Source organism: Mycobacterium sp. (assembly GCF_008709575.1).
In the GTDB taxonomy this organism is placed as follows: Bacteria; Actinomycetota; Actinomycetes; order Mycobacteriales; family Mycobacteriaceae; genus Mycobacterium.
This window is the reverse complement of sequence record NZ_VYIK01000041.1, coordinates 18,598-36,436: the sequence shown is the minus strand read 5'-3', so window position 1 is coordinate 36,436 and position 17,839 is coordinate 18,598. Positions and strand designations below refer to the sequence as shown.

Below are 17,839 nucleotides of genomic sequence, written 5' to 3'. Positions count from 1 at the left end.
TCGCGGATTTGGGAAGACGTCACGTTGGACATCCCGGCCGGTGAGGTCAGCGTGCTGTTGGGCCCGTCGGGTACCGGCAAGTCGGTGTTTTTGAAGTCGCTGATCGGTTTGCTGCGGCCAGAACGCGGTTCGGTGATCATCGACGGCACCGACATCACCCAGTGCACGGCCAAGGAACTCTACGAGATCCGCACCCTGTTCGGCGTGATGTTCCAGGACGGTGCGCTGTTCGGGTCGATGAACCTCTACGACAACGTCGCGTTCCCGCTGCGCGAGCACACCAAGAAAAAAGAAAGCGAAATCCGTGACATCGTCATGGAGAAGCTGGCCACGGTGGGTCTGGGCGGTGACGAAAAGAAGTTCCCCGGCGAAATCTCCGGCGGCATGCGCAAGCGGGCCAGCCTGGCGCGGTCGCTGGTGCTCGACCCGCAGATCATTTTGTGCGACGAGCCCGACTCCGGTCTGGACCCGGTGCGCACCGCGTATCTGAGCCAGCTGCTCATCGACATCAATGCCCAGATCGACGCCACGATCTTGATCGTCACGCACAACATCAACATCGCCCGCACGGTTCCGGACAACATGGGCATGCTGTTCCGCCGCAAGCTGGTCATGTTCGGCCCGCGCGAGGTTCTGCTGACCAGTGACGAGCCGGTCGTGCGGCAGTTCCTCAACGGGCGGCGGGTCGGTCCGATCGGGATGTCGGAGGAAAAAGACGAGGCCACCATGGCCGAGGAGCAGGCCCACCTGGACGCTGGTCACCACGACGGCGGCGTCGACGAGATCCAGGGTGTGCCGCCGCAGATCACCCCCACCCCGGGGATGCCCGAACGCCGGGCAGTAGAGCGGCGCCGGGCCAGGGTTCGGCAGATCTTGCACACGCTGCCCAAAAATGCCCAGGCGGCGATCCTCGACGACCTGGAGGGCACCCACAAGTTCGCCGCGCACGAGTTTGCCGACGAGGTGGGCGACGGGCGCCATCACGATCCCGCGGCGCCCACCGCGTCGATTCCGACCGGGCAGGGCTACTGACATGGCCGCGGTGGGCGGAAGGAGCGGTAGCTGAGAAGTTGGCGCGTCAACTCTTGACGGACGGCTCCCAAGGGGCCAATCTGTTGGTCAGCACGTGCGCACGGGTGAGCCAAGACGGTGGCCAGCGCCCCGAGACCGCCGGTATGCCCGAGCACGGTGGTTGAGTAATGCGCGGTCCTGCGCTATCGTTGGACGTTGCGCTGGCTACTTCCTGCCCTTCTCACCCGCCACTTGACACCGTGGTCCCAGCTTGAGCCGTTTCGGCTCAGCGATCCCGTTGCGTGCGTGAGACCCGGACAGATCGTCCGCCAGCCGAACCGACACACAATTACTGCGGCTACTGCGGCGACCGGGTCCGGTAACCAGCGAGCCGCACGAGGTGCTGGAAGGATGCATCTTGGCAGTCTCCCGCCAGAGCAAGACGAACCCTCACAATTCTTCCTACAACTCCGTCCCCGGGGCGCCTAACCGAGTTTCTTTCGCCAAGTTGCGCGAACCGCTGGAGGTTCCGGGGCTGCTCGACGTGCAGACCGACTCGTTTGAGTGGCTGATCGGATCGCCACGCTGGCGCGAGGCGGCCATCGCTCGCGGCGAGGCCAACCCGATGGGCGGCCTCGAAGAGGTGCTCTTCGAGCTGTCGCCGATCGAGGACTTCTCCGGTTCGATGTCGCTGTCGTTCTCCGACCCGCGTTTCGACGAGGTCAAGGCGCCCGTGGACGAATGCAAAGACAAAGACATGACCTACGCGGCGCCGCTGTTCGTCACCGCGGAGTTCATCAACAACAACACCGGCGAGATCAAGAGCCAGACGGTGTTCATGGGCGACTTCCCGATGATGACGGAGAAGGGCACGTTCATTATCAACGGCACCGAGCGGGTGGTGGTCAGCCAGTTGGTGCGCTCGCCCGGTGTCTACTTCGACGAGACCATCGACAAGTCAACCGAAAAGACGCTGCATTCGGTCAAGGTGATTCCCAGCCGGGGCGCGTGGCTGGAGTTCGACGTCGACAAGCGCGACACCGTCGGCGTGCGCATCGACCGCAAGCGCCGGCAGCCGGTCACCGTGCTGCTCAAGGCGCTGGGTTGGACTGCCGAGCAGATCACCGAGCGGTTCGGCTTCTCCGAAATCATGATGTCGACCTTGGAGAAGGACAACACCCTCGGCCCCGACGAGGCGCTGCTGGACATCTACCGCAAGCTGCGTCCGGGCGAGCCGCCCACTAAGGAATCCGCGCAGACCCTGCTGGAGAACCTGTTCTTCAAGGAGAAGCGCTACGACCTGGCCCGGGTCGGCCGCTACAAGGTCAACAAGAAGCTCGGCCTGACCGCGACGGCGTCGGCCAACCTGACCACCACCACGCTGACCGAAGAGGACGTCGTCGCCACCATCGAATACCTGGTGCGTCTGCACGAGGGGCAGACCACGATGACCGTTCCGGGCGGCGTCGAGGTGCCGGTGGAAACCGACGACATCGACCACTTCGGCAACCGCCGGCTGCGCACCGTCGGCGAGTTGATCCAAAACCAGATCCGCGTCGGTATGTCCCGGATGGAGCGGGTGGTCCGCGAGCGGATGACCACCCAAGACGTCGAAGCGATCACACCGCAGACGCTGATCAACATCCGACCGGTGGTCGCCGCCATCAAGGAATTCTTCGGCACCAGCCAGCTCTCGCAGTTCATGGACCAAAACAACCCGCTGTCGGGGCTGACCCACAAGCGGCGGCTCTCGGCGCTGGGGCCCGGTGGCCTGTCCCGGGAGCGGGCCGGTCTGGAGGTCCGCGACGTGCACCCGTCGCACTACGGCCGGATGTGTCCCATCGAGACGCCGGAAGGCCCCAACATCGGCCTGATCGGCTCACTGTCGGTGTATGCGCGGGTCAACCCGTACGGATTCATCGAGACCCCGTACCGCAAGGTGGTCGACGGGGTGGTCACCGACGAGATCGTCTACCTGACCGCCGACGAGGAGGACCGCCACGTCGTCGCGCAGGCCAACTCCCCGTTCGACGCCGACGGCCGGTTCACCGAACCGCGGGTTCTGGTGCGCCGCAAGGCCGGCGAGGTCGAGTACGTGGCGTCCTCGGAGGTGGACTACATGGATGTGTCGCCGCGCCAGATGGTCTCGGTGGCCACCGCGATGATCCCGTTCCTCGAGCACGACGACGCCAACCGGGCCCTGATGGGCGCCAACATGCAGCGCCAGGCGGTCCCGCTGGTGCGCAGCGAGGCTCCGCTGGTGGGCACCGGGATGGAGCTGCGCGCCGCGATCGACGCCGGCGACGTCGTCGTCGCGCAGAAGTCCGGGGTGATCGAGGAGGTCTCGGCCGACTACCTCACGGTGATGGCTGACGACGGTACCCGCCAGACCTACCGGATGCGTAAATTCGCCCGGTCCAACCACGGCACGTGCGCCAACCAGCGGCCGATCGTGGACGCCGGCGACCGCGTGGAAGCCGGCCAGGTCATCGCCGACGGCCCGTGCACCGAAAACGGCGAGATGGCGCTGGGCCGCAACCTGCTGGTGGCGATCATGCCGTGGGAAGGCCACAACTACGAGGACGCGATCATCTTGTCCAACCGGCTCGTCGAGGAGGACATCCTCACCTCGATCCACATCGAGGAGCACGAGATCGACGCCCGAGACACCAAGCTGGGTGCCGAGGAGATCACCCGCGACATCCCCAACGTCTCCGACGAGGTGCTGGCCGACCTCGACGAGCGGGGCATCGTGCGCATCGGCGCCGAGGTCCGCGACGGCGACATCTTAGTCGGCAAGGTCACCCCGAAGGGGGAGACCGAGCTGACGCCCGAGGAGCGGCTGCTGCGGGCGATCTTCGGCGAGAAGGCCCGCGAGGTCCGCGACACCTCCCTGAAAGTGCCGCACGGGGAATCCGGCAAGGTGATCGGCATCCGGGTGTTCTCCCGCGAGGACGACGACGAGCTGCCGGCCGGCGTCAACGAACTGGTCCGTGTCTACGTCGCCCAGAAGCGCAAGATCTCCGACGGCGACAAATTGGCGGGACGCCACGGCAACAAGGGCGTGATCGGCAAGATCCTCCCCGTCGAAGACATGCCCTTCCTGCCGGACGGCACGCCGGTGGACATCATCCTCAACACCCACGGGGTGCCGCGGCGGATGAACATCGGCCAGATCCTGGAAACCCACCTGGGCTGGTGTGCACACAGCGGCTGGAAGGTCGACACCTCCGGCGGCGTCCCGGACTGGGCCGCGAACCTGCCCGAGGAGTTGCTGGAAGCCGAGCCGAACAAGATCGTGGCGACCCCGGTGTTCGACGGCGCCCGCGAGGAGGAGCTGCAGGGCCTGCTGTCGTGCACGCTGCCCAACCGTGACGGCGACGTGCTGGTCGACGGCGACGGCAAGGCGATCCTTTACGACGGCCGGTCCGGTGAGCCGTTCCCGTACCCGGTGACGGTCGGCTACATGTACATCATGAAGCTGCACCACCTGGTCGACGACAAGATCCATGCCCGCTCCACCGGCCCGTATTCGATGATCACCCAGCAGCCGCTGGGCGGTAAGGCGCAGTTCGGGGGTCAGCGGTTCGGTGAGATGGAGTGCTGGGCCATGCAGGCCTACGGCGCGGCCTACACACTGCAGGAGCTGCTGACGATCAAGTCCGACGACACGGTCGGTCGGGTCAAGGTCTACGAGGCCATCGTCAAGGGCGAGAACATCCCCGAGCCGGGCATTCCCGAGTCGTTCAAGGTGCTGCTCAAAGAACTGCAGTCGCTGTGCCTCAACGTCGAGGTCCTGTCCTCCGACGGTGCCGCGATCGAGCTGCGCGAAGGTGAGGACGAGGACTTGGAGCGCGCGGCCGCGAATCTTGGAATCAATCTGTCGCGCAACGAATCCGCGTCAGTTGAAGATTTAGCCTGAATTTTTTAGTCCCGAAATCCGAAAGGGAGTTACGTGCTGGACGTCAACTTCTTCGATGAGCTCCGCATCGGCCTGGCCACCGCCGACGACATCCGGCAGTGGTCCTACGGCGAGGTCAAGAAGCCGGAGACCATCAACTACCGCACGCTCAAGCCGGAGAAGGACGGCCTGTTCTGCGAGAAGATCTTCGGACCCACTCGCGACTGGGAGTGCTACTGCGGCAAGTACAAACGGGTTCGCTTCAAGGGCATCATCTGTGAGCGCTGCGGTGTCGAGGTGACGCGCGCCAAGGTCCGCCGTGAGCGGATGGGTCACATCGAGCTGGCCGCACCGGTCACCCATATCTGGTACTTCAAGGGCGTGCCGAGCCGGTTGGGCTACCTGCTCGACCTGGCGCCCAAGGACCTGGAAAAGATCATTTACTTCGCCGCCTATGTGATCACCGGTGTCGACGAGGAGCTGCGGCACAACGAGCTCTCGACGCTGGAGGCAGAAATGGCCGTCGAGCGCAAGGCGGTCGAGGATCAGCGCGACAACGATCTGCAAGCCCGGGCCCAGAAGCTGGAGGCCGACCTGGCCGAGCTGGAGGCCGAGGGCGCCAAAGCCGACGCCAAGCGCAAGGTTCGCGACGGCGGCGAGCGCGAGATGCGTCAGATCCGCGACCGCGCGCAGCGTGAGCTGGACCGGTTGGAGGACATCTGGAACACCTTCACCAAGCTGGCGCCCAAGCAGCTGATCGTCGACGAGAACCTCTACCGCGAGCTGGTCGACCGTTACGGCGAGTACTTCACCGGCGCGATGGGCGCGGAGGCGATTCAGAAGCTCATCGAGAACTTCGACATCGACGCCGAGGCCGAGGCGCTCCGAGAAGTTATCCGAAACGGCAAGGGCCAGAGAAAGATTCGTGCCCTCAAGCGCCTCAAGGTGGTTGCGGCCTTCCAGCAGTCAGGCAACTCGCCGATGGGCATGGTGCTCGACGCCGTGCCGGTGATTCCACCGGAACTGCGCCCGATGGTGCAGCTCGACGGCGGCCGGTTCGCCACCAGCGACCTCAACGACCTCTACCGCCGGGTGATCAACCGCAACAACCGGCTCAAGAGGCTGATCGACCTCGGCGCGCCCGAGATCATCGTCAACAACGAGAAGCGGATGCTGCAGGAGTCGGTCGACGCGTTGTTCGACAACGGCCGTCGCGGCCGGCCCGTCACCGGACCCGGGAACCGTCCGCTCAAGTCGCTCTCCGATCTGCTCAAGGGCAAGCAGGGCCGGTTCCGCCAGAACCTGCTCGGTAAGCGCGTGGACTACTCCGGGCGTTCGGTGATCGTGGTCGGCCCGCAGCTCAAACTGCACCAGTGTGGCCTGCCCAAGCTGATGGCGCTGGAGCTGTTCAAGCCGTTCGTGATGAAGCGGCTGGTCGATCTCAACCACGCACAAAACATCAAGAGCGCCAAGCGGATGGTGGAACGCCAGCGACCACAGGTCTGGGATGTTCTCGAGGAGGTCATCGCCGAACACCCGGTGCTGCTGAACCGCGCGCCGACCCTGCACCGGCTGGGCATTCAGGCTTTCGAGCCGATGCTGGTGGAAGGCAAGGCCATTCAATTGCACCCACTGGTGTGCGAGGCGTTCAACGCCGACTTCGACGGTGACCAGATGGCGGTGCACTTGCCGTTGAGCGCCGAGGCGCAGGCCGAGGCCCGCATCCTGATGCTGTCGAGCAACAACATCCTCTCGCCGGCGTCGGGACGCCCGCTGGCCATGCCGCGGCTGGACATGGTGACCGGGCTGTACTACCTGACCACCGAGGTTCCCGGCGACAAGGGCGAATACCGCCCCGCCGCCAAAGACCGTCCGGAGTCGGGCGTGTACTCCTCGCCGGCCGAGGCGATCATGGCCGTTGACCGCGGCGTCTTGAGCGTGCGGGCCAAGATCAAAGTACGGCTCACCCAACTGCGCCCGCCGATCGAACTCGAAGAGGAGCTCTTCGGCCGAAACGGCTGGCGGCCGGGAGACGCCTGGATGGCCGAAACCACGACAGGCCGGGTCATGTTCAACGAGCTGCTGCCGGTGGGCTACCCGTTCGTGAACAAGCAGATGCACAAGAAGGTGCAGGCCTCCATCATCAACGACCTCGCCGAGCGGTATCCGATGATCGTCGTCGCGCAGACCGTCGACAAGCTCAAGGACGCCGGCTTTTACTGGGCCACCCGCAGCGGGGTCACCGTCTCGATGGCCGACGTGCTGGTGCCGCCGCGCAAGCAGGAGATCCTCGACTCCTACGAGGAGCGGGCCGACAAGGTCGAAAAGCAGTTCCAGCGCGGCGCGTTGAACCACGACGAGCGCAACGAGGCGCTGGTGGAGATCTGGAAGGAGGCCACCGACGAGGTCGGTCAGGCGTTGCGCGAGCACTACCCCGACGACAACCCGATCATCACGATCGTGGAATCCGGCGCCACGGGTAACTTCACCCAGACCCGCACGCTCGCCGGGATGAAAGGTCTGGTGACCAACCCCAAGGGCGAATTCATCCCCCGGCCGATCAAGTCGTCGTTCCGCGAGGGCCTGACGGTGCTGGAGTACTTCATCAACACTCACGGCGCACGGAAGGGCTTGGCCGACACCGCGTTGCGAACCGCCGACTCGGGGTATCTGACCCGCCGTCTGGTGGACGTGAGCCAGGACGTCATCGTCCGCGAGGCGGACTGCGGCACCGAGCGTGGGATCACCGTCGAGCTCGCCGAGCGCGGGCCGGACGGCACGTTGATCCGCGACCCGTTCATCGAGACCTCGGCGTACGCCCGCACGCTGGGCACCGACGCCGTCGACGAGGCCGGCAACGTCATCGTCGCGCGGGGTCAGGACCTGGGCGACCCCGAGATCGACGCCTTGCTGGCCGCCGGCGTCACCCACGTGAAGGTGCGGTCGGTGCTGACCTGTGCGACCGGCACCGGCGTCTGCGCGACCTGCTACGGGCGTTCGATGGCGACCGGCAAACTGGTCGACATCGGCGAGGCCGTCGGGATCGTGGCCGCTCAGTCCATCGGTGAGCCCGGCACCCAGCTGACCATGCGGACCTTCCACCAGGGCGGCGTCGGCGAGGACATCACCGGCGGTCTGCCCCGGGTGCAGGAGCTGTTCGAGGCCCGGGTGCCGCGCGGTAAGGCGCCGATCGCCGACGTCGCCGGCCGGGTGCGGCTCGAGGAGGGCGATCGCTTCTACAAGATCACCATCGTGCCCGACGACGGCAGCGAGGAAGTGGTCTACGACAAGCTCTCCAAGCGCCAGCGGCTGCGGGTGTTCAAGCACGACGACGGCACCGAGCGGTTGCTCGCCGACGGCGACCACGTCGAAGTCGGCCAGCAGCTGCTGGAAGGCTCCGCCGACCCGCACGAGGTGCTGCGGGTGCAGGGGCCGCGCGAGGTGCAGGTCCACCTGGTCCGCGAAGTCCAGGAGGTGTACCGGGCCCAGGGCGTGTCGATCCACGACAAGCACATCGAGGTGATCGTCCGGCAGATGCTGCGCCGCGTGACCATCATCGACTCGGGCTCGACGGAGTTTTTGCCCGGCTCGCTGATCGACCGCGCCGAGTTCGAGGCCGAGAACCGCCGGGTGGTGGCCGAGGGCGGGGAGCCCGCCGCCGGTCGCCCGGTGCTGATGGGGATCACCAAGGCGTCGCTGGCCACCGACTCGTGGCTGAGTGCGGCGTCGTTCCAGGAGACCACCCGGGTGCTCACCGATGCGGCGATCAACTGCCGCAGCGACAAGCTCAACGGTCTCAAGGAGAACGTGATCATCGGCAAGCTGATCCCGGCCGGCACCGGGATCAGTCGCTACCGCAACATCCAGGTCCAGCCCACCGAGGAGGCCCGGGCCGCGGCGTACACCATCCCGTCCTACGAGGACCAGTACTACAGCCCGGACTTCGGCCAGGCCACCGGGGCCGCGGTCCCGCTGGACGACTACGGCTATTCCGATTATCGGTAGGCGCGTGCGACAAATCCCCGGGCGAACCCGGAGCGCAGCGGGTGGCGTGGGTGCTTTAGCGTCGGCGTGATGACGGGTTTTCGTCCGCGGGTCTTGGCATCGGGGCGCATGCGTTCAGGGCAGCCTCGACGGTGGCGTCAAGCAGTGTGCCGTCAATCGGTCCGATGGGGGGCATCACGGCGCGAAGCAGCAACGGTCCGGTCAAAAGGTCCGAGACGATGCGGGGTTGGGTCGGTTGCGGAATCTCGCCGCGGTCGGCGGCCCGGTCCAGCATTGCGGTCACCGAGGCGCGACGCGGCGCCATGAACCGCTCGTAGAACACCGCGGCCAGATCGTTGTCGGAATGGGCGTCGCCGAGCACACCGGCCAGTGCGGCCCGAATGACCGGGTCGTTGAAGAAATCGCGCTGAAGTCCCTGGATGAGCCGCAGGTCCTCCCGCAGGCTTCCGCTGTCAGGGGCGGGATCGACCCCGAAGCGGCTCACCAGTAAGCCGACGATCAGCTCGCCGCGTGTCTTGGCCCGGCGGTAGACCGCAGCGCGCGTGGTTCCGGCGTGTCGGGCGACTCGGTCAATGTTGACAGCCCCGTAACCATCCGAAAGCAGCACCGCTTCAGTCGCATTGGCGATTGCGGTATCCAAGGCGGTGTCGCGCGGGCGACCTCGGGGGAGCGGCATATGAACCCCGGAACGGTAGCGCTTGATCGATTAACGATGCATAGTGTACCGTAAATTGGTGCCAACGATTTGGGTCCTCGGCGCGACCGGCAAGGGCGGTCGCGCCATTGCTCACGAACTGGTCTTGAACGGCTCCGACGTGGTCCTCGTCGGACGCGACCACAACCGGCTCACTACCGTCGCCGAATCGCTGGGCCGACCCGTGCGCACCCGGGTGAGCGCCGGGCTTGCCGAACTGGTCACATTGATCGGCGACGAAAAACCGGCAGTGGTGGTGAACACCATCGGTCCGTTTGGTCTGACCGCCCTGCCATTGGCGCGCGCGAGCATCGCCGCCGGCACCCACTACGTGGATCTGGCGAACGAGCTGGAACCGGTGCGCGCGCTGTTGGATTTGGATGCCGACGCGCGAAGCCACGGAGTCACGCTGGTTACCGGAGCGGGGTTCGGCGTGCTGGCCACCGAGACGCTGGTCATCGAGCTGCGCGGCGATCGGCTCGCGGCGGACTCTGCCACGGTCGCGGCACTGCCCGCCGTGGACGAGATGGGAACGGCGGTGCTGGCCAGCGTGATCGATGCCGTCGCCCATGGTGGGCGACGTTACCGGGACGGGCAACTGGTGCGAATCCGGCTGGGTGCCCAAACCACACGGATCCCGTTGCCCGGCTTGCCGGCACGCGCGGCGCTTGCGGTACCGACCGGCGAATTGGAGGCAGCGCGCCGGGCATCCGGCGCGGGAGCGGTGGGAGCGTACTCCGCGGAAGTGCCCAGCGGGCCGATGGCGCGAGTGGTGCTGCCGGCGGTGTCGACACTGCTGGCGGTGCGGCCCATCCGGACCGCAACACAGCGGTTCGTCAGCCGAATGCGGCTGCGCCCACCGGCGAAGTCCGGCGAGGTGTCCTGGGCGTACGCTCGACTGGAGTGGGCTGGTGACACCTATCGCGAGGCCTGGCTGCGTACCGGGGAGGCCTATGGTTTCACCGCGAAAGTCGCCGGATACACCGCCGCACGGATCAGCGACGAGACGACACGGCACGGATCCTTCACTCCCGGCGCGCTGTTCGGCACCGACTTGGCCAGGCACGCGGGTGCAACGATCATCACACTTGACGGCGTCACCCGATGACCGGCTGTGTCGTGCACCGCCGCGAGCTTGAGATCCCGGCCAGTGCCCGCGACCGACTTGACACCTGGGTGTATGTGCCCGAACGACCCGGTCCGCTGCCGACGGTGGTGATGGCCCACGGTATCGGCGGCATTAAGGCCGCCGGTCTGGCGCCGTTTGCCGAACGGTTCGCCCGCAGCGGATTCGCCGCGGTGGTGTTTGACTACCGGCACTGGGGCCGATCCACGGGTCAACCTCGACAGCTCCTGTCCGTTCGGCGTCAACTCGAGGACTACCGCGCTGCACTGGCCTGGACGCGTGCTCAGGAAGAGTTCGACCCTGCCCGGGTCTTCGCGTGGGGAACCTCATTTGCCGGCATGCACATTGTCGAGCTGGCCGCCAGTGAACCCGGCCTGGCAGGCGCGATCGCGCAGTGCCCACTGGTGGATGGGTTGGCAGGGCTGGCCAACGTCGGACCGAGACGCAAGCTGCCGCTGATCGTTCACGCGCTCGTCGATCAGGTCGGCTCAGTGCTCGGCCGACGGCCTCGCTACCTGCCCGTCAGTGTGCCAGCCGGGCAGTTAGGCGTGATCGCCACAGATGACGCGATGACCGGCTACGCCCGGCTCCACCCCGCCGAGGGATCCTGGCCCAACGAGGTCACCGCCCGGTCCCTGCTCCACGTGATGGCTCACCGGCCGGTGCGACGTGCCCGAAAGGTTAGGTGCCCGTTGCTGATGGTCGTCGCCGAACACGACACCATGGCTCCGGTCCGCGCGGCGCTGGCCGTGGCTACCCGGGCGCCGCTTGCCGAGCTGTACCGGAGTCGCGGTGGACATTACGACGTCTACGCGGGCGGACTCGACCACGAGAACGTCCTGCGGGCCGAGGTGGCTTTCTTGCGCCGACACGCGGGGATGTTCGACGACTGAGGGCCGCGCCCACCGCTGTCGCAAACGGCAACCGGGACGCTAACTACACTGGCGCCGTGCTCATCGGTTCGCACGTCAGTCCGGCCGACCCCCTCGCCGCGGCGGCGGCCGAAGGCGCCGACGTCGTACAGATCTTCCTGGGCAATCCGCAGAGCTGGAAGCCGCCCAAGCCGCGCGAGGACGCCCCACACCTGCGGGCCGCGGTGCTGCCGATCTACGTGCACGCGCCCTATCTGATCAACGTCGCCTCGGCGAATAACCGGGTCCGCATCCCGTCGCGCAAGATCTTGCAGCAGACCTGCGACGCGGCGGCCGATATCGGTGCCGCGGCGGTGATCGTCCACGGTGGTCACGTCGCCGACGACGACGACCTCGACGACGGCTTCGGCCGTTGGCGCAAGGCACTCGATCAGCTGGAGACCACCGTCGAGGTCTATTTGGAGAACACCGCGGGCGGTGAGCACGCGATGGCCCGCCACTTCGACACCATCGGCCGACTGTGGGACCACATCGGCGACACCGGTATCGGCTTTTGCCTCGACACATGCCACACGTGGGCGGCCGGCGAGGCCTTGATCGACGCGGTCGATCGCATCAAGGCCATCACCGGCCGGATCGACCTGGTGCATTGCAACGACTCCAAGGACCCGCCGGGCTCGGGGCGCGACCGGCACGCCAATATCGGCGCCGGGCAAATCGATCCGGAACTGCTCGTCGCCGTCGTCCGGGCCGCCGACGCGCCGGTCATTTGCGAGACCGCCGAGGAGGGCCGCAAGGACGACATCGAATACCTGCGCAAACATCTGCGCTGAGGCGAGCGCGCCCCCGGGTCGTTACATCTATTGTGCGACTATCGAAAAAATGTAATACTTGCGGCATGCCGGACACTCATCTCGTGACCAATCAGGTGCCGCCCCTGGAGGAATACAACCCGGCCTCGTCGCCGGTGCTCATCGAGGCGCTGATCCGCGAGGGCGGGCAGTGGGGGCTCGACGAGGTCATCGCGGTCGGCGCGCTGTCGGGCTCCCGGCAGGTTCAGCGCTGGGGCGAATTGGCCGACCGCAACCGGCCGATCCTGCACACCCACGACCGCTACGGTCACCGCATCGATGAAGTGGAGTACGACCCCGCCTACCACGAGCTGATGCGCACGGCGATCGCGCATGGGCTGCACGCCGCGCCCTGGGCCGACCAACGGCCGGGCGCACACGTGGTCCGCGCCGCCAAAACCAGCGTGTGGACCGCCGAACCCGCGCACATGTGCCCGATTTCGATGACCTACGCCGTGGTCCCGGCGCTGCGGCACAACCCGGAGCTGGCAAGCGTCTACGAGCCGCTGCTGACCAGCCGCGAGTACGACCCCGAGCTGAAGGTGGCCACCACCAAACCCGGCATCACCGCCGGCATGTCGATGACCGAGAAGCAGGGCGGCTCCGACGTGCGGGCCAACACGACCCGGGCAACCCCTAATGCCGACGGCAGCTACACCCTCACCGGGCACAAGTGGTTCACCTCGGCGCCGATGTGCGACATCTTCCTGGTGCTCGCCCAGGCGCCCGGCGGGCTGAGCTGCTTCCTGTTGCCACGGGTGCTGCCCGACGGCACGCGCAACCGGATGTTGTTGCAGCGGCTCAAAGACAAGCTCGGCAACCACGCCAACGCCTCCAGCGAAGTCGAATACGACGGCGCCACCGCCTGGCTGGTCGGCGAGGAGGGTCGCGGTGTGCCGACCATCATCGAGATGGTCAACCTGACCCGGCTGGACTGCGCGCTGGGCAGCGCCACCAGCATGCGCACCGGCGTGACCCGGGCGATTCACCACGCCGCACACCGCAGGGCGTTCGGCGCCTACCTGATCGACCAGCCGCTGATGCGTAATGTCCTGGCGGACTTGGCCGTCGAGGCCGAAGCCGCGACCATGGTGGCGATGCGGATGGCGGGCGCCACCGACAACGCCGCGCGCGGCGACGAGACCGAAACACTGCTGCGCCGCATCGGCCTGGCCGCCAGCAAGTACTGGGTGTGCAAGCAGGCCGCACCCCACGCGGCCGAGGCGATGGAATGCTTGGGCGGCAACGGCTACGTGGAAGACTCCGGCATGCCGCGGTTGTACCGGGAGGCCCCGCTGATGGGTATCTGGGAGGGTTCCGGCAATGTCAGCGCCCTGGACACGTTGCGGGCCATGGCCACCCGCCCCGAGTGTGTCGAGGTGCTGTTCGCCGAGCTGGCCACGACCACCGGGGGGGATTCTCGGCTGGACGCCCATGTCGAGTCACTCAAAGCCCGGCTCGGGGAGCACAGCGACCCCGCGACCTTGACCTATCGTGCCCGCAAGATCGCCGAGGACATCTGTTTGGCGTTGCAGGGTTCGCTGCTGGTGCGTTACGGGCACCCGGCCGTCGCCGAGGCGTTTTTGGCCACCCGCCTGGGCGGGCAGTGGGGGGGTGCCTACGGCACCATGCCCGCCGGCCTGGACCTGGCACCCATCCTCGAGCGGGCCCTGGCAAAAGGATGACCCGCGCCGGCGAGGGCGCAGGGCGACGCAACAAGGAGCGGCGCTCGTGACCCACGCGATCCGACCGGTCGACTTCGACAACCTGAAGACGATGACCTATGAGGTCACCGACCGGGTTGCCCGGATCACCTTCAATCGGCCGGAGAAGGGCAACGCGATCGTCGCCGACACACCCCTGGAATTGTCGGCGTTGGTGGAACGCGCCGACCTGGACCCCAACGTCCACGTCATCCTCGTGTCCGGTCGCGGCGAGGGGTTCTGCGCGGGGTTCGATCTGAGCGCCTACGCCGATCGGACTTCGTCGGCGGGCGGGACCGGGCCGTACGAGGGCACCGTGCTGGACGGCAAGACCCAGGCCATCAACCACCTGCCCAATCAGCCGTGGGACCCGATGATCGACTACCAGATGATGAGCCGGTTCGTGCGCGGGTTCGCCAGCCTGATGCACGCCGACAAGCCCACCGTGGTCAAGATCCACGGCTACTGCGTGGCCGGCGGTACCGACATCGCGCTGCATGCCGACCAGGTGATCGCCGCCGCCGACGCCAAGATCGGCTATCCGCCGAGTCGGGTCTGGGGTGTGCCCGCGGCCGGGCTGTGGGCGCACCGGCTCGGCGATCAGCGCGCCAAACGACTACTGCTCACCGGGGATTGCATCACCGGTGCTCAAGCGGCCGAGTGGGGGCTGGCGGTCGAGGCGCCCAACCCCGAGGACCTCGACGCGCGCACCGAACGGCTGGTGGCCCGGATCGCCGCCGTCCCGGTCAACCAGCTCATCATGGTCAAACTCGCGCTCAATTCGGCTCTGTTGCAACAGGGCGTGGCGACCAGCAGGATGGTGAGTACCGTCTTCGACGGCATAGCCAGGCACACGCCTGAGGGGCATGCGTTCGTCGCCGACGCGGTGCAGCACGGCTTCCGGGCCGCGGTGCGCCACCGCGACGAGCCGTTCGGCGACTACGGCCGCCAGACGTCGCAGGTGTAGGCGATGCCGACGACTATGGCGCGCATGACCGCCCGGTCGGTGGTGCTGTCCGTGTTGCTCGGCGCCCACCCGGCATGGGCCAGCGCAGCCGAACTCGTCAGGCTCACCAGCGATTTCGGTATCAAAGAGACTACGTTGCGGGTGGCGTTGACGCGGATGGTCAGCGCCGGTGACCTGATCCGGTCCGCTGACGGCTACCGGCTCTCCGAGCGGCTGCTGGCGCGCCAACGCCGTCAGGACGACGCGATTCACCCGCGGGTGCGTCCCTGGCGCGGCTCCTGGATGACAGTCATCGTGACCAGTGTGGGCACCGACGCGCGCACCCGAGCTGACTTGCGAGCAGCACTGCACAACAACAGGTTCGCCGAGCTGCGCGAAGGCGTGTGGATGCGTCCGGACAATCTCGACGTCGAACTGGGTACCGCGGTCCGGGCCAAAATCCGGGTCCTCGCTGCCCGCGACGACGTGCCGGCCGAGCTGGCCGGTCAGTTGTGGGATCTGCCGGGATGGGCGCGTACCGGACAACGTCTGCTCGACGAGATGGCCGCCGCAGCCGATGTGCCCGCCCGGTTCGTCATCGCAGCCGCGATGGTGCGTCACCTGCTGACCGACCCGATGCTGCCGGTCGAACTCTTGCCGTCCGGCTGGCCGGGTGACCAGCTGCGCGCCGCCTATCACGATTTCGCCGCCGAACTCTCCCGGCGGCGTCACGCGATCCAACTAGTGGAGGCCAGATGAGACGCCCGGTACGTATCGAACGCAGCGGGCCGGTGACCACGGTGATCCTGGACCGGCCCGAGGCCCGCAACGCCGTCGACGGCCCGACATCGGCCGCCCTGTTCGCCGCCTTCGAGGAATTCGACCACGATGACTCCGTGGCGGTGGCGGTGCTGTGGGGTGATCACGGAACCTTCTGCGCGGGAGCGGATTTGAAGGCATTCGGTACCCCGGACGCTAACCCCGTGCACCGGACCGGCCCCGGCCCGATGGGGCCGACCCGGATGGTGCTGTCCAAACCGGTGATCGCCGCGGTGAGCGGCTACGCGGTAGCCGGCGGTCTGGAGCTGGCGTTGTGGTGCGACCTGCGGGTTGTCGAAGAGGATGCGGTGTTCGGGGTTTTCTGCCGGCGGTGGGGCGTGCCGCTGATCGACGGGGGAACCGTGCGATTGCCCCGGCTGATCGGGCACAGCCGGGCGATGGACATGATCCTCACCGGCCGGGGCGTCGACGCAACCGAGGCATTGGCGATCGGGTTGGCCAACCGGGTCGTGCCCAAAGGCCAGGCCCGTGACGCGGCCGAAGAACTGGCAGGCCAGCTGGCCGCGCTGCCGCAGCAGTGCCTGCGATCGGATCGGTTGTCGGCGCTGCACCAATGGGGGCTAGCCGAATCCGAGGCGATGGAGTACGAATTCGCCAGCATCGCCCGGGTCGCGACGGAGGCGCGGGAAGGGGCCGGACGCTTCGCCGCCGGAGCAGGCCGGCACGGCGCGCCCGCGTGAGGTCGCGGCGACGGGCCAGCAGCGTGGGTCGGTAATCCGCTTTGCGGCGCGATCCCAGCGCGATCCCGGGATGCCTTTTTGACCTGCCTGACCGGCGGCAGGTATTGTTGAAGCTCGCGCCTGGCCGCAGGTGGCGCCCTAGCTGATTAGGGCGCGCACGCCGGGCCAATTCGCATGTCCATGCCGCCACGGGTGATCCGCGGCCAACCGCGTGCGACGCGCCCGGCCGCAGGGTAGTGAGGCGGGGCATAACTGAAGTACAGAGTCTTTACACAGGAAGCCGGGAGATGCCAACCATTCAGCAGCTGGTCCGCAAGGGGCGCCGCGACAAGATCGCCAAGGTCAAGACCGCGGCCCTCAAGGGCAGCCCGCAGCGTCGTGGGGTATGCACTCGCGTGTACACCACCACCCCGAAGAAGCCGAACTCGGCCCTTCGCAAAGTGGCGCGCGTCAAGCTGACCAGCCAGGTCGAGGTCACCGCCTACATCCCCGGTGAGGGCCACAACCTGCAGGAGCATTCGATGGTGCTGGTGCGCGGCGGTCGAGTCAAGGACCTGCCGGGTGTGCGCTACAAGATCATCCGCGGCTCGCTGGACACCCAGGGTGTCAAAAACCGCAAGCAGGCTCGCAGCCGCTACGGCGCCAAGAAGGAGAAGAGCTGATGCCGCGCAAGGGACCAGCGCCCAAGCGTCCGCTGGTCAACGACCCGGTCTACGGATCGCAGCTGGTCACCCAGCTGGTGAACAAGGTTCTTCTCAAGGGGAAGAAATCCCTCGCCGAGCGCATTGTCTATGGTGCGCTCGAACAGGCTCGCGAAAAGACCGGCACCGACCCGGTCATCACCCTCAAGCGGGCTCTCGACAACGTCAAGCCGGCGCTGGAGGTTCGCAGCCGCCGCGTCGGTGGTGCCACCTACCAGGTGCCTGTCGAGGTGCGGCCGGACCGCTCCACCACCCTGGCGCTGCGCTGGCTGGTCAACTACTCGCGGCAGCGCCGGGAAAAGACCATGGTCGAGCGCCTGGCAAACGAGATTCTGGATGCCAGCAATGGCCTCGGAGCCTCCGTCAAAAGGCGTGAGGACACCCACAAGATGGCCGAGGCCAACCGCGCCTTCGCGCACTATCGCTGGTAGTCGGCGCCGGGCGGCGCCATCTGGCAGCGCTGCCGGAGGCCAAAAAGACAGCAACTGAGCAATCGAAAGTGGGAAGAC

The 17,839-nt window shown here is 66.9% G+C and carries 13 protein-coding genes; 12 read left to right on the top strand and 1 reads right to left on the bottom strand.

Going from position 1 to position 17,839, the window contains the following annotated elements:
* The 3 genes from F6Q13_RS10910 to F6Q13_RS10900 all read left to right on the top strand — a co-directional run.
* Positions 1 to 1,032 (top strand): ABC transporter ATP-binding protein (locus F6Q13_RS10910; protein WP_293056189.1); only part of this gene is annotated, 1,032 nt, incomplete at its 5' end.
* A gap of 379 nt (positions 1,033 to 1,411) precedes the next feature.
* Positions 1,412 to 4,933 (top strand): DNA-directed RNA polymerase subunit beta, encoded by a 3,522-nt coding sequence (locus F6Q13_RS10905; RefSeq protein WP_293056187.1) that lies wholly within the window; start codon positions 1,412 to 1,414, stop codon positions 4,931 to 4,933.
* A gap of 33 nt (positions 4,934 to 4,966) precedes the next feature.
* Positions 4,967 to 8,917 (top strand): DNA-directed RNA polymerase subunit beta', encoded by a 3,951-nt coding sequence (locus F6Q13_RS10900; protein ID WP_293056185.1) that lies wholly within the window; start codon positions 4,967 to 4,969, stop codon positions 8,915 to 8,917.
* A 55-nt stretch (positions 8,918 to 8,972) separates the two neighbouring features.
* Here the strand turns inward: F6Q13_RS10900 and F6Q13_RS10895 are convergent, their stop codons facing one another.
* The gene (locus tag F6Q13_RS10895; RefSeq protein ID WP_293056182.1) at positions 8,973 to 9,593 is read right to left on the bottom strand and encodes a TetR/AcrR family transcriptional regulator; all 621 of its coding nucleotides are present in this window, start codon (positions 9,591 to 9,593) and stop codon (positions 8,973 to 8,975) included.
* Between the two features lie 58 nt (positions 9,594 to 9,651).
* Between F6Q13_RS10895 and F6Q13_RS10890 the strand changes: the two genes are divergently transcribed.
* The 9 genes from F6Q13_RS10890 (at position 9,652) to rpsG (ending at position 17,761) form a co-directional block, all read left to right on the top strand.
* On the top strand, positions 9,652 to 10,719 hold the full coding sequence (locus F6Q13_RS10890; RefSeq protein WP_293056180.1) for a saccharopine dehydrogenase NADP-binding domain-containing protein: 1,068 nt from the start codon (positions 9,652 to 9,654) through the stop codon (positions 10,717 to 10,719).
* A complete protein-coding gene (locus F6Q13_RS10885) occupies positions 10,716 to 11,630 on the top strand; it encodes an alpha/beta fold hydrolase (protein ID WP_293056178.1) in 915 nt (304 codons plus the stop codon). Before F6Q13_RS10890 ends, F6Q13_RS10885 begins: the two co-directional genes overlap by 4 nt.
* A gap of 56 nt (positions 11,631 to 11,686) precedes the next feature.
* Positions 11,687 to 12,442, top strand: a complete 756-nt coding sequence (locus F6Q13_RS10880) for a deoxyribonuclease IV (RefSeq protein ID WP_293056176.1) — start codon at positions 11,687 to 11,689, stop codon at positions 12,440 to 12,442.
* A gap of 65 nt (positions 12,443 to 12,507) precedes the next feature.
* The gene (locus tag F6Q13_RS10875) at positions 12,508 to 14,145 is read left to right on the top strand and encodes an acyl-CoA dehydrogenase family protein (protein ID WP_293056173.1); all 1,638 of its coding nucleotides are present in this window, start codon (positions 12,508 to 12,510) and stop codon (positions 14,143 to 14,145) included.
* A 46-nt stretch (positions 14,146 to 14,191) separates the two neighbouring features.
* Complete coding sequence (locus F6Q13_RS10870) at positions 14,192 to 15,130, top strand: crotonase/enoyl-CoA hydratase family protein (protein WP_293056171.1); 939 nt, start codon at positions 14,192 to 14,194, stop codon at positions 15,128 to 15,130.
* Between the two features lie 15 nt (positions 15,131 to 15,145).
* The gene (locus F6Q13_RS10865) at positions 15,146 to 15,868 is read left to right on the top strand and encodes a PaaX family transcriptional regulator C-terminal domain-containing protein (RefSeq protein ID WP_293056205.1); all 723 of its coding nucleotides are present in this window, start codon (positions 15,146 to 15,148) and stop codon (positions 15,866 to 15,868) included.
* On the top strand, positions 15,865 to 16,629 hold the full coding sequence (locus tag F6Q13_RS10860; RefSeq protein ID WP_293056168.1) for a crotonase/enoyl-CoA hydratase family protein: 765 nt from the start codon (positions 15,865 to 15,867) through the stop codon (positions 16,627 to 16,629). The genes F6Q13_RS10865 and F6Q13_RS10860 overlap by 4 nt, the downstream gene beginning before the upstream one ends.
* A gap of 287 nt (positions 16,630 to 16,916) precedes the next feature.
* Positions 16,917 to 17,291, top strand: a complete 375-nt coding sequence (rpsL, locus tag F6Q13_RS10855; RefSeq protein WP_007167812.1) for a 30S ribosomal protein S12 — start codon at positions 16,917 to 16,919, stop codon at positions 17,289 to 17,291.
* A complete protein-coding gene (rpsG, locus tag F6Q13_RS10850; protein WP_293056123.1) occupies positions 17,291 to 17,761 on the top strand; it encodes a 30S ribosomal protein S7 in 471 nt (156 codons plus the stop codon). Before rpsL ends, rpsG begins: the two co-directional genes overlap by 1 nt.
* The last annotated feature ends 78 nt before the right edge of the window (positions 17,762 to 17,839 follow it).

Excerpts from the sequence above, each read along its gene's own strand:
- F6Q13_RS10885 (WP_293056178.1), top strand. The coding sequence starts at position 10,716 with ATGACCGGCTGTGTCGTGCACCGCCGCGAGCTTGAGATCCCGGCCAGT.
- rpsL (WP_007167812.1), top strand. The coding sequence starts at position 16,917 with ATGCCAACCATTCAGCAGCTGGTCCGCAAGGGGCGCCGCGACAAGATC.
- F6Q13_RS10895 (WP_293056182.1), bottom strand. The coding sequence starts at position 9,593 with ATGCCGCTCCCCCGAGGTCGCCCGCGCGACACCGCCTTGGATACCGCA.
- F6Q13_RS10860 (WP_293056168.1), top strand. The coding sequence starts at position 15,865 with ATGAGACGCCCGGTACGTATCGAACGCAGCGGGCCGGTGACCACGGTG.
- F6Q13_RS10875 (WP_293056173.1), top strand. The coding sequence starts at position 12,508 with ATGCCGGACACTCATCTCGTGACCAATCAGGTGCCGCCCCTGGAGGAA.
- F6Q13_RS10865 (WP_293056205.1), top strand. The coding sequence starts at position 15,146 with ATGGCGCGCATGACCGCCCGGTCGGTGGTGCTGTCCGTGTTGCTCGGC.
- rpsG (WP_293056123.1), top strand. The coding sequence starts at position 17,291 with ATGCCGCGCAAGGGACCAGCGCCCAAGCGTCCGCTGGTCAACGACCCG.